At 45.0% G+C, this 11,470-nt stretch carries 11 protein-coding genes; 5 read left to right on the forward strand and 6 right to left on the reverse strand.

What is annotated here, in order from left to right; all coding sequences use genetic code 11:
- Positions 1 to 192 precede the first annotated feature (192 nt).
- Positions 193 to 1,092, forward strand: coding sequence for a coiled-coil protein (locus tag ACXJGZ_RS01495; protein ID WP_456326360.1), 900 nt, complete (start codon positions 193 to 195; stop codon positions 1,090 to 1,092).
- Between the two features lie 2 nt (positions 1,093 to 1,094).
- Positions 1,095 to 2,801 carry an archaeosine synthase subunit alpha gene (gene arcS / locus ACXJGZ_RS01500; RefSeq protein WP_456398035.1) on the forward strand — a complete coding sequence of 569 codons (1,707 nt, stop codon included), beginning with the start codon at positions 1,095 to 1,097 and terminating at the stop codon, positions 2,799 to 2,801.
- Between the two features lie 2 nt (positions 2,802 to 2,803).
- On the opposite strand, the gene ACXJGZ_RS01505 is transcribed toward arcS, so the two are convergent.
- The gene (locus ACXJGZ_RS01505; protein ID WP_456398037.1) at positions 2,804 to 4,075 is read right to left on the reverse strand and encodes a PEGA domain-containing protein; all 1,272 of its coding nucleotides are present in this window, start codon (positions 4,073 to 4,075) and stop codon (positions 2,804 to 2,806) included.
- 158 nt (positions 4,076 to 4,233) lie between these two features.
- Here ACXJGZ_RS01505 and ACXJGZ_RS01510 point away from each other — a divergent pair, with 158 nt between their 5' ends.
- On the forward strand, positions 4,234 to 5,628 hold the full coding sequence (locus ACXJGZ_RS01510; protein ID WP_456398050.1) for a DUF2079 domain-containing protein: 1,395 nt from the start codon (positions 4,234 to 4,236) through the stop codon (positions 5,626 to 5,628).
- Here the strand turns inward: ACXJGZ_RS01510 and ACXJGZ_RS01515 are convergent.
- Together ACXJGZ_RS01515 and ACXJGZ_RS01520 are read right to left on the reverse strand one after the other, a co-directional pair.
- Complete coding sequence (locus ACXJGZ_RS01515) at positions 5,606 to 6,232, reverse strand: hypothetical protein (RefSeq protein ID WP_456398039.1); 627 nt, start codon at positions 6,230 to 6,232, stop codon at positions 5,606 to 5,608. The two genes, ACXJGZ_RS01510 and ACXJGZ_RS01515, sit on opposite strands and share 23 nt — an antisense overlap.
- A 64-nt stretch (positions 6,233 to 6,296) precedes the next feature.
- Positions 6,297 to 6,524, reverse strand: a complete 228-nt coding sequence (locus tag ACXJGZ_RS01520) for an Lrp/AsnC family transcriptional regulator (protein WP_293253924.1) — start codon at positions 6,522 to 6,524, stop codon at positions 6,297 to 6,299.
- A 55-nt stretch (positions 6,525 to 6,579) separates the two neighbouring features.
- Between ACXJGZ_RS01520 and ACXJGZ_RS01525 the strand changes: the two genes are divergently transcribed.
- Positions 6,580 to 7,230: a lipopolysaccharide kinase InaA family protein gene (locus tag ACXJGZ_RS01525; protein ID WP_456398042.1), complete on the forward strand. Its 651-nt coding sequence runs from the start codon at positions 6,580 to 6,582 to the stop codon at positions 7,228 to 7,230.
- Here ACXJGZ_RS01525 and ACXJGZ_RS01530 read toward each other — a convergent pair.
- Positions 7,213 to 7,524, reverse strand: a complete 312-nt coding sequence (locus tag ACXJGZ_RS01530) for a hypothetical protein (RefSeq protein ID WP_456321521.1) — start codon at positions 7,522 to 7,524, stop codon at positions 7,213 to 7,215. The genes ACXJGZ_RS01525 and ACXJGZ_RS01530 overlap by 18 nt on opposite strands.
- Positions 7,525 to 7,582: 58 nt before the next feature.
- On the opposite strand from ACXJGZ_RS01530, the gene ACXJGZ_RS01535 reads away from it, so the two are divergent.
- Entirely contained in the window at positions 7,583 to 9,472 is a 1,890-nt protein-coding gene (locus ACXJGZ_RS01535) for a S9 family peptidase (protein WP_456398044.1), read from the forward strand.
- A 4-nt stretch (positions 9,473 to 9,476) separates the two neighbouring features.
- Here the strand turns inward: ACXJGZ_RS01535 and ACXJGZ_RS01540 are convergent, their stop codons facing one another.
- Positions 9,477 to 10,847, reverse strand: coding sequence for an ATP-binding protein (locus ACXJGZ_RS01540; RefSeq protein ID WP_456398046.1), 1,371 nt, complete (start codon positions 10,845 to 10,847; stop codon positions 9,477 to 9,479).
- 22 nt (positions 10,848 to 10,869) lie between these two features.
- A partial coding sequence (locus tag ACXJGZ_RS01545) for a class I SAM-dependent methyltransferase (RefSeq protein ID WP_456398048.1) occupies positions 10,870 to 11,470 on the reverse strand: 601 nt, incomplete at its 5' end.

Below are 11,470 nucleotides of genomic sequence, written 5' to 3' on the forward strand. Positions count from 1 at the left end.
AGTTTTTATTCCATTTGAATGCCTTTATATGAGAATAATACATTTTCTCCCCTTTTTGCACCTGTGGAAATCTGAATTTTCTGAGGAAATATCCAAAAAGTTTTTATTTGTTTTTGCACTCTTCTAAGCTGAGGCTTAAATAATGGAATTAGGGATGATTACCTATTCTAAAAACGAGGAAGGGGTATGGACATGCAAGTGAAAGTGGATCCAGAGGAGATAAAGAGGATAAAGCAGGAGATAGAGGCTCTTGAAAAGGAGAAGAAGGAAATCCAGGTGAAATTGGATGAAATACAGACGGAGCTAAACGCCTGGATCCAGAAGAGAGATGAAAAGAATAGGGAGGTTCAGGCTCTAAGGCAAAAGGCGAGAGAATTTAAGGAAAAGAGAGATGAGGTTAATAAACATATTCAAGAGCTTAAGAAAAATAGGGATGAAATAAACGCCCAGCTTGACCTGCTTTATCAGGAAATTTTGGAGTATAGAACTAAAAGGGATGAGTATAAGCAGCTGAGAAGGCTCAACATGCCAAAGGATCAAATTGAAAAGAAGATTGAAAAGCTTGAATGGGAACTTCAGACCAAACCAACCTCTCCGGAGAGGGAGAGGCAGATAGTCGACCAGATTCAGGTTCTTGCAACTGAGCTCGAAATCCTCCAGCAGGCGGATAGATTCCATAACAAACTTGTTGAAGCGAGGAAAAAGATAGAGAACCTAAAAAAAGCGAGGAGAGCAATAAACTTGGAGATAAAGCAACTTGCAAATCAGAGCCAGCAGTTCCATGAGCAGATGATTGAGAGCTTTGAAAAGGCTAAGGAAGTTAAGAAAGAGGCGGATGAATACCACCAGAAGGTTGTTGAATTAAGGGAGAAGGTCAGAGATGCTAGAGATGAGCTCAGGGAAATTGAAAGGAAAATAAGGGAGTTTGATAACAAGCACAAGGAGCTGATAGCATATAAGATGGTAGCAAGGATGAGGGCAAGGAAGGACAGCAATTTCGAGAAAGCTGTGGCGGCGCTTGAGAAGTTTAAGCGCGGTGAAAAGCTCACCATGGACGAGCTCCTCCTGCTCCAGAGATACAATCTGGTGTGAACATGGAAACTCTAAAACATGATGGACCCGGAAGAAGGGGTCTCCTTAGATTGAGGGATAAAAAAATAAAAACCCCTGCTTTGGGGGGGTTAGACTTTTCCATATCCCCCTTCAATTCCTACTTCTATCCTGAGAATTTTGATGAATACGACCTTAATCTGGCACCATCAATCCCTCTCAGCTTTTACACACCCCCTGAGATTATAGATAAAAGCTTCAGGAGACTGTACAAAGTGGATTACTCAAATTTTAACGTGCTCTACCTTCCTGCTCTGAGGCACCTGGGGAGAGTTGAGGACTTTCTGGAGAAAATACTGAGTAAGAACGCCTTTGATGCAGTTTATATCGGCAACTCAAAAATCCTTGTAAAGGATTACAGGAGATTTGTAAGAACACTCGCTTTGATAAGGGAGAGATACCCAAATTTGATGATAATCACGGATCTGGAGCCCTTTTTCTATCCTTTGGCAGTTTACCTCGGAGTTGATGCCTTTGATACCCGTTCTTTAAGGCTCTACGACCTTCACAGGAAGGCTTTCAATCCCTACGCTCCAATAATCTGGGATGAAGGTGCCAACGCAATTGAATTTGCTCAAAAGACGATAGACATGGTTAAAAAAGCCCTTGATGAGGGAAAACTGAGATATCTTGTGGAAAACTTTTTCAATACTCAATATCATGCGGGTATTCTTAGAATAGCGGATAAAGAATACGGAAGCTATCTGGAGAAGTACACCCCAATCCAGAAGGAGACGGTTTACTTCATAAGCGATGCTTCCCAGAACAGACCCGAAGTTAAGAGATGGCACCAGCGTGTTGAGGAGCGCTTTGTCCCGCCCAAGAATGTTGAGCTGCTCTTATTGTTTCCCTGCTCCGCTAAGAAGCCCTATTCTTTTTCCAGGAGCCATATTCTCTATAGAAAAGCTGTAAAAGAGACTCTGGGCAGTGGACGCTACAAAGTTCATGAGCTTATACTAACCTCGCCCTTTGGCGTCGTCCCGAGGGAGTGGGAGTGGCTTGCCAAGTACGATATAGTCGTCACAGGGCACTGGATCGAGGAAGAAATAAATTCGGCGGCAGAACTACTTGCGAATACACTTATGAAGTACCCGGAAATTCCTATAATAGCACATCTTGATGAAGCTTATGTGGAAATAGCAAAGAGGGCGTCTGAGATAAGCGGAAGGCAGATAATTTTCACGGATGTGAAGAATGGGACAACAAGCCATGAAAGTCTCAATTCGCTTAAGAATGTACTGAGTGCATTTAAAATAGAAGCCACTAAAGAGGATTCTAGGTATAGATTCAATGAGAGTATAAGGAAGGTCTTCGATTTCTATTTTGGGCTGGGTGCGGGGGAGGCAGTTCTCCCGGATGATGCAAAGATTAAAGGCTCAAAGATGCTCAGGCTCTTCGTGGATGGGAAGCAGACCGGAACCTTCCGGGATGGCGTTATAAGCGTAACACCCTTTGGAATGCAGCGTATCTATGAAGCCACGGAGAGTTACTGGGTGAGGATTGATTTTGAGCTGAGAGGGGATGTCTTTGCAGTTGGTGTCGATGATGCGGATCCCAAAATACGACCTGGCGATATAGTGGGCATTGTTAGGGATGGGGAGGTTGTGGGGGTTGGAAAAGCCATATTGAGCGGTGAGGAGATGGTTAAAGCCAGAAGAGGGGTTGCGGTAAAAGTGAGAAAAAAGATCTGATATCATATCCTCCCCATAAATCCACGCTTCTTAATGTATTCCTCAAGATACACTGTGAGCCGGAACCGTCCTCCGTATCCTATGTTCAGGCTCTTTCTCCACACAATGCATCCCCCTATTTTTAGGGCGAATTCGTGCTCGCCTCCGGAAACTTCCTCCTCAACAGGGGTCTTTCCCAGGGATTTTCCATCCATGAGGAGCTCTGCGCTTGGCGTTGAGTTCACTATGAGGAGTGTTGTGTTGGGGATGTAGATCCTTGGAGGTTCATGTTTTTCTTTGATTTGCTGCTCTACGGGTTTTCCATTCACCCTCAAGGCAAATTTGAGGAGCTCGAGATTAACGCTTACGGAGTAATTTTCATTCGGTTTCACATCTACCCAACCCTCAAAGAAGGGATAGCCATTATATCCCATGGAGATCTTGTATCTGTGGAGCTCGGGAATGTATGGAATCCAGCGCGTGCTATTATCGTATTTCACTATAGCCGTCACGTCCCGCTGTGGAGTCATTATCACGGGAACGAGAACGTCGAAAGGTGTGAACCACTCACCAAAACGATGAAAGTCAAAGATGTAAACTGTGGCATTCTGAGGTTTTGAATCTACATGCAGGAGTGAATTTGGGGTTACAAAGCTCGCGTTTTTATACTCACCAAATCTCGCCATCCCCCCACCATTTTCGTAATAGCGAAGCTCTTCCACTATGAGACACCCTTTTCTTCCCCGGTACTCTTGGTATGTGGGAGTGTTGTTTAGAACGAGCTGATAATAGTGCTCCTTAGGCTCATACATGTATATTCCCATCGGTGGATTTATTGGCCCGAACATGAATATTCCTCCACACACATCTTCGCTCCATGGGGGAGCAGGTATGAAGGGAACGTATTCCTCTTCCTTCGTCGGCACCCTCATATTGAAGCCGTATTTAATAGTGCCATTTATGAAGGGTCCGTGAATTGAATGCTTCATATTCGTGAAGTCCACAAAGATTTTCATGGCATCTCCTCGTGCAGTGAGATTATAGAGAATGGTATACTTCCCGTTTGAGATTTTCAGGACCCAGTTCCCCTTTGGTATTTCAAGAGTGGCGGGAGTATAGAAGGTTTTGTTGAGTCCCTCTACGTAAACCATGGCTCCGTTTGGATTTGATGTTACTTTTAGGATTACATCATTCTCTGCGCTGACTGCAAATGGTAGTGGGAGGAGAATTATGAAAAGAACGAGACCAGAATATTTCCTCCATGCTGTCTTCATAGCAGCATCACCATTTTTCATAATGTTTTTCGCATTTATATGGCTTTCGATATTTTCAAATTTGATAGAATTCATATTTACATACTTGGAGAGTATACCGGATGCGGACATTCAGGCAAGTGCTTCCATGAAGGGCACAACTTTTTTAAATCTTCAACTTTTTACCATTTGTGATAATCATGGAAGGCAATATTAAAAAGTTGTCCCATTATGAACTGACAATAATTGTTATATTCTTAGCCTATTTTATAGTGCTTTCCCTGCTCTGTCTGAGACGTTATGGTGCATTTGAATATCGGAGTTTGGATCTTGGTATATTTACCCAGTCTTTATCAAGCACTCTCAAAGGATGTTTCTTCTACAACACGGTTGAATACCAGTGGTACGGTGTCTCATCTCACTTTGGAGTCCATAACCAGCCCCTCCTCCTTTTAATCCTCCCCCTCTATGCTCTCTTCCCTTCACCAAAGACCCTCCTCATCCTTCAGGCTTTCGCTCTGGCATCATCAATACCGATTGCTTTTGAACTGGCAAGGGAAGAATTAGGGGAGAGGGGGGCATTTGTCCTAACCCTCCTCTATGCGACGAACTCTTCCCTATTGGGCATAGGACTCTTCGAGTTCCATCCGGTTTCTCTGGCAGTACCTCTCTTACTTTTGAGTGCCCTTTTATGGCGCAGGGGTAGAAAAGGAGCATTTTTATTTACCTCAATGCTGGTGCTCGCAGCAAAGGAGGATGCCCCTCTGGGAGTTCTGAGTTTAGCATTATATGAACTTTTAAATGACATGCCAAAAAGCAAACTCGCCGGGAAAAAGTGGCTCTTGGGCGTCATGGGCCTCTCTCTGCTCTGGTTGGTTCTAAGTTTAAAGCTCATCATTCCCCACTTCAGAACCGCCGGTTACATATACACAAGGCTCTATGATGGTTTTGAGCTCGATTCGAGAAAGATTCTCTACTTCATCGTGGTGAATCTAACCTTTGGTCTATTTCCATTGATGCGTCTTAGGAATCTTCCCCTTCTGGCACTTCCGTGGGCGGAATCTCTTTTAGCTGTGAGAGAAACTCAAACAATGATAGGCTTCCACTATCCTTACATGATAGTCCCCCTCTCCTTCATAGCCTCTGTGGACACTCTAAGAGATAGAAGGCTAAAAGACGTGCTTGCACCTTTGTTGATCTTGAGCATCATCACTTCTCTTGCAACGTATCCCCTCACGTCCTCACCTCTCCTTCAGGACAGATACATAGTTCATGCTCATCTAATTGAGAAACCGGATGACAGGGATGTTTTGATATGGAGCATTTTGAAAGCTCTTAAAAAATCGAACTGCTCCATTTACACACAGCCGAGATTTTATTCTTCCCTGGCTAATAAACTTGATGTTTATTTGGGAGTAACCAATGTTGATGTGCTCTTCTTTGATATGAGGACATATGAAGGGAGAAAGTTCAAAAAGAGGTTTGGAAAGGGCATCGCCAATTACACACTCGTCTATTCAAAAGATGGCGTTGAACTTTATGTTAGGAGGGATAGAGTGGGGAAGTGCGGCGTTAAATCCCTTCCCCTCCCGTGAAGAACTTATCAAGCTCTTCATCGTTTATCTCCTCGTCAAATCCAAGCTCCTTTTTTTGAAGTTCTATTAACCCGGGCGTGAGCAGGAGTTTTCCATCGAGCTTGGGAACAGCGTAGTGAAGGGTCATCTCGCTGAACTCATCGAGCTTAATCGTCGGGTTTTCCTCGTACTCAATCTCCTTGAGCCTTTTGCCGTCAGCTATGAGCTTTGCCACTATTGAAGCCCCGTCAATTGAATACTGAGGTTTTCCTATATGTCTCACCTTTACCCCTTCCATCTTTGAGGTTATGAACTCCTTTGTTCTTCCCGTGGGGATTGCGTTTCCCAAAATACCTCCCACTATGATTATCGTATTTTCCTCAATGTCCTCCGGCTTGAGCTCTTCTTCCGCCTGCAGATCGAGGACTATTATCTTTGAGCGGTCGAATGGAAACTTCGTTACGCTCTCGCTCAGGACATTTCCAAGCTTTGCGAGTTTTTCTCTCTCATCTTCTCTAACATTTGTAAATATCAGATTATCTCCCCACCACTTAGCTACATGAGAATATTCAAGCCAGAGCCACTCGCTTATATCCTCAAGGTGCTCTATCACCAAATACGGCATCACCCTCACCGGGTAAGGGTATGAGAAGAGCCTTAAAAAAGTAACTGAGAAAAGAAAGAAAGCTTCAGATAGCTATCATCGTTGATGTCATCTGTATCTCTGGCATCTTCCTTATCTTTTCCGTGATGAATTGATCCAGATCCTTCAGTGTTTCAGTCTCAACCTTTACAACAAGGTCGTACTCTCCATAAACCACATACGCCTCCTTAACATCGGGCATTGCCAAAAGCTTTTCCATAACTTCCCTTTCTTTCCCAGCAGCTGTAACCATCAAAATAAACGCCGTCACCATATCTTACCACCAAAATAATTTTATTCTTTGGGGTATTTAAGGTTATCGAAAAGCCATGATAGGACACTTGATAGATGAGAAGAGCTTGAAAAGGTTTTATGAGCACTTAAAAGGGAGAGAGATACTTAATGTCATCCCCTACTCCAAGGGTAATACCAGTCTTGTTTTCGTTGGTGAAAGAGAAGGTGAAAAAATCCTCATAAAACTGCAGCGTAGGGATTCGTCCAGGAGAAGCCTGAGGAAGGAAGCCGAGATCCTGAAATTCCTCAAGGGTAAAAATATAACGCCCGAACTTTTCTTCACAGGTAATTTCGAGGGTTTGGATTATCTCGTGAGGCATTTTGCGGAGGGAGAACCCATATTGTATGCCAATATTGAAAGAGAGCATCTAATTGAGATTGGGCGAAAAATGCACGAGCTCGATAAGCTTGGAATAGACCACGGTCAGGTTCAGGGGGGTAAGCACATTTTAGTAGGGGACAGAGTATGGATAATTGATTTTGAAAAGGCGAGCCTGAAAAGAAAGCCCAGAAATTTAACATCCGCCATGGCAATGTTATTCCTCAACGAGAATCAGATATCCAAGAGAATTATTACAAAATTCGGGCTGGATGAGAAGTTTCTTGAAGAGCTTAAAACTGCGGTTAAATTTTATAAGCGGAAGAAAAATCCCAAAGAAATTTTTGAGCTACTTTCTAGCCTTTAACCTATCCCAGAGAAGGAAGAGGATTGGAATCACGATTGCCATGGAGACAAGTCCAATCCTTGGATCAGAGAACTGGTTAAATACTAAAATCACCGCCAGCGTGATTGTCATCATTAGAAATAAATCCCTATCAAAGAGCCTGGCCCTAACAAGGATATTTTCCTTTCTAGCCAGATATGCGAGATATGTGGGTATCCCAAGGGCTGCAAGGGCAACACCCACGTATGATTTTGTTAGCAGGGAGATTAGTATTCCCACCGTGAGAATCCCTGCAACTGCATGCTCCTCTTTCATGACTTAATCTTAAAGCTTAAATACTTTAAAAGCTTGTCATAATATCGGTGATAGCGTTATGAGCAAAATCGAATGGAACCATGAGACTTTTTCTAAGTTCGCTTACTTGGGGGATATACGGATTTCAAAGGATGGAAACCAAATCGCCTATGTTCTTACAAAAGCGAACATGAAAGACAATAAGTACGAAAATACCCTCGTGATTGAGGAAATTGAAAATGAGAGTAGGAAGTTTATAGAAAATGCGTCGATGCCCCGCTTTTCTCCGAGCGGTAAGAAGATTGCATTTATGAGGTCAAACGAGGAGAACAAGAGTGTGGAGGTCTGGCTCTATGATCTAACATCCATGAGTGGAAAGAAACTCCTTGAGGCGAAGAACATACTTAATATGAGCTGGAATGATGATGACAGGAGAATCCTAATAACAGGATTCAAGAGGAGAGAGGATGAGGACTTTATCTTTGAGAACGACGTTCCAGTTTGGTTCGACAATAAGGGCTTTTTTGACGGTGAAAAGACAACATTTTGGATACTCGACACGGAGAGCGAGGAAATTTTAGAGGAGTTTGAAGCAGAAAAGTTTGCCTCGGGAATCTGGCACGGCGATGAGGTGCTCTACGCCCAGCACCACAGGGAAGAAGGAAAGCCCGCCATGTTCAGGTTCTACGACATCTTCAGGTATAAGGAGGGTGAGAGCGAGAGGATATTTGAGAAGGTCTCTTACGTACCAGTGGATTCAAACGGAAAGCTCGTACTCCTCCGCGGCAGGCCGGAGAAGGAAAGGCTCAGCGAGCATGATTACCTCTACATCTGGGATGGCAGGGAAGTGAAACCCCTAACGGAAAAGTTTGTCTACAACAACGGTGCGGCAAGGCTCGATAAAAAGGGCTGTGTGTATTTCACGATGGCAAAGGAGGGAAGGGTTAATCTCTACAAGCTGAGCGGCGAGGAGTTAATCTCTATCGTTGAAGAAAACGCTTGGGTCATGGAGTTTGATGTAAGTGATAACGGAAAGATTGTACTCCTCAAGCAAACCGACACCATGCCGAGTGAAGTCTTCATATGGGACGGCGGGCTCAGGCAGCTCACCGACTACAACGGGCCCATTTTGAGCAGGCTCAAGAGGAGACCAATAAAGCACTTCCGCTTTAAGAGCCTCGACCTCGAAATGGATGGGTGGTATATAAAGCCGGACATAAAAGAGGGCGAGAAAGCTCCCGTTGTGGTCTTCGTCCACGGCGGGCCCAAGGGTATGTATGGATATTACTTCAAGTACGAGATGCAGCTCTTGGCCGATAAAGGCTTCTACATTGTCTTTATCAATCCGAGAGGAAGCAACGGCTACGATGAGGGCTTTGCACTTAGAGTGCTTGAAAAAACGGGCTTGGAGGACTTTCAGGACATAATGAACGGAATTGAGGAGTTCTTTAAACTTGAGCCCCAGGCCGACCGCGGGAGAGTTGGCATAACGGGCATAAGCTATGGCGGCTTTATGACGAACTGGGCGCTAACGCAAAGCGACCTCTTCAAAGCCGGCATCAGTGAGAACGGTATAAGCTACTGGCTGACGAGCTATGCCTTCTCGGACATCGGTCTTTGGTTTGATAAAGAGGTCATCGGTGAAAATCCACTCGAAAACGAGAACTACAAGAAGCTTAGCCCACTATTCTATGCAGACAGAGTGAAAGCACCCCTGCTGATAATCCACTCCCTCGAAGACTACCGCTGCCCCTTGGACCAATCTGTAATGTTCTATCACGTGCTTAAGGATCTCGGTAAAGAGGCTTACATTGCAATATTTAAGAAAGGCGCCCACGGACACAGTCTCCGCGGAAGTCCAAGGCACAGGGCAAAGCGCTATAAGCTTATAATGGAATTCTTTGAGCGCAAGCTCGTTGAAGGAAAAGAAGGATTTAACGTTGAGGAGGTTTTAAAGGGCTCTGAATGACCTCTTAATTCTTTTTAAAGTCCTTCAGGTCCCACGCGAGTCTTAACTCTTCCTTCCCCTCAATTTCCTTTGCTACAATGCCATAATGCTTTTCCCAGCCATCAAGTCCGACCAGCTCTGCCTTCCTCTCCAAATCCTTCAGAATTCTCCGTGCTTCTCTCTCTTTAAGTGCTCTCCACTTAACCTCAACGAACAGTGCCTTCTTTTCCCTTTCATTCAGAGCGACAAGGTCAATCTCCTCTCCTTTGTACCACCAGCGCCCGATTCTTGTAAAGCGGAAATCGGTCAGTTTCATGAAAACCTCGGGTTTTCTCACGAGTTTTTCAAAAACGCCCCCCATATATGTGTTGAAGTCCTCCCGGGAACGCTCCCAAACTTCCTCCGCTAACCCCGCCTCAAGGTAGCTCTTGTTAGGCAGAACATATCGGAACCAGAAGGCGAAGTAGCTGTCCGCTATGGAATAAACTCCTCTCTTGCTTCTCGTTGCTGTAACCGGAACATTACGCTCCACTATACCCAGCCTCTGGAGAACCGTTAAGTACTTTGATACGAGGCTTTTATCGAGGCCGGTTGCATTCACAATCTCCCCGAACCTTGAGCGACCACCCGCCACAGCCTCAAGTATCGCGAAGTAGTTTGCCGGTTCCCTGAGCTCCTCACGCATGAGGATCTCGGCTTCCTCATAGAGAAAACTCCCCTTTGAAAGGACATTCCCGACGACGTTTTCATCAAAGCTTTTTTCCGGTTCGAACTGAAGGAGATACGCTGGAACACCCCCGAGGACACCATATGTATTTACGAGGTCTTCAGGGCTGTATCCGGGTAAGAACTCCCCGATATGGAAGAAGGGAATCTCATCGAGTCGCCACTGCCCTGTTCTTCTACCGTAGAGGGGGCTTTTGTACCCCATAACGTCCGTTTCCATCGCTGAGACGCTTGAGCCGCAGAGTATCAGCATGAGTTTTGTCTTTGAAATCTTTAAATCCCACGCCTTCTGAAGAAGTGATAGAACCGGCCGGTACTGCTCTATGAGCAGAGGGAACTCGTCAATTATCAGCACGATTCTTTCATCACCGGCTCTATCCGCAAATGTCATGAGGAGCTCGTCTATGTCCTCGAAGGCAATCCTGCTGAAGAGCTCATCGCCCAGGAATTCAGCGAGGAGTTTTTGAAGCTCCCGGATATTCTCCCGGTAGGGCCTCTCGGTTGCCAGAAAATAGACGTGTGTTTTGTCCTTTGCAAAATGGAGGAGCAGCTCTGTCTTTCCTATCCTTCTCCTGCCATAAATAATGAGAAACTCCGCCCGTCCGCTCGAGTATCTATTCTCCAAAAATTCCATTTCTTTCCTTCTGTCAAGGAACTTTTGTCTACTCATGAGTATAATACTTGTGCTTCAACTATTTAAGACTTTCGAACTCAAGTTCATGTTTTCTCCCCACAACCCCCAGTGCCTTCTCGACCTTTTTCACCCCGACGAAGCCCGCCCTTCTCAGCCTTTCCATAACTCCCCTTTGCAAATCTTTTCTTCTATACTTCTTCCCTGGATTTCCGACGTAATGGAAGAGCCTTCCTCCCTTCTTCAGCACTCTAAATAACTCCCTATAAAACTCCTCGCTGTACAAATGTCCCGCTAGGCTGAAGCGCGGCGGGTCGTGTATTATGACATCAAAAGTACCACCCTTAAACTTTTTAACGACTTCGAGAGCATCCCCTCTAATCACTTGGATGTTTTGACTATGGAAGAGCTCCCAGCTCCAGGGGTTGAGCTTTGCGAGTTCTATGACATTTGGATCCTTTTCTATGGTAAAAACGTAAGCACCACGCTTTGCACTCTCTATCGCGGTATAGCCAAGCCCCATGCACGTGTCAAGAACCGTCTCGCTCTCTTTAGGCATGACGGCGTTCACCTTGTTTATGGTGTCCTCTAGGGGGGTTACCTCCTTCGTGCGGTGCATCCTGATGCCGTCTATCTCTATTGTAGGTGGAATCGTGGGAACG

It is taken from the genome of Palaeococcus sp. (in: euryarchaeotes), assembly GCF_053987695.1.

What these genes read in the sequence shown, in the direction of transcription:
- ACXJGZ_RS01505 (WP_456398037.1), bottom strand. Translation starts at nt 4,075, where the DNA reads ATGAAAAATGGTGATGCTGCTATGAAGACAGCATGGAGGAAATATTCT.
- ACXJGZ_RS01495 (WP_456326360.1), top strand. Translation starts at nt 193, where the DNA reads ATGCAAGTGAAAGTGGATCCAGAGGAGATAAAGAGGATAAAGCAGGAG.
- ACXJGZ_RS01540 (WP_456398046.1), bottom strand. Translation starts at nt 10,847, where the DNA reads ATGAGTAGACAAAAGTTCCTTGACAGAAGGAAAGAAATGGAATTTTTG.
- ACXJGZ_RS01520 (WP_293253924.1), bottom strand. Translation starts at nt 6,524, where the DNA reads ATGGTGACGGCGTTTATTTTGATGGTTACAGCTGCTGGGAAAGAAAGG.
- ACXJGZ_RS01535 (WP_456398044.1), top strand. Translation starts at nt 7,583, where the DNA reads ATGAGCAAAATCGAATGGAACCATGAGACTTTTTCTAAGTTCGCTTAC.
- ACXJGZ_RS01525 (WP_456398042.1), top strand. Translation starts at nt 6,580, where the DNA reads ATGATAGGACACTTGATAGATGAGAAGAGCTTGAAAAGGTTTTATGAG.
- ACXJGZ_RS01530 (WP_456321521.1), bottom strand. Translation starts at nt 7,524, where the DNA reads ATGAAAGAGGAGCATGCAGTTGCAGGGATTCTCACGGTGGGAATACTA.
- ACXJGZ_RS01510 (WP_456398050.1), top strand. Translation starts at nt 4,234, where the DNA reads ATGGAAGGCAATATTAAAAAGTTGTCCCATTATGAACTGACAATAATT.
- ACXJGZ_RS01515 (WP_456398039.1), bottom strand. Translation starts at nt 6,232, where the DNA reads ATGCCGTATTTGGTGATAGAGCACCTTGAGGATATAAGCGAGTGGCTC.
- arcS (WP_456398035.1), top strand. Translation starts at nt 1,095, where the DNA reads ATGGAAACTCTAAAACATGATGGACCCGGAAGAAGGGGTCTCCTTAGA.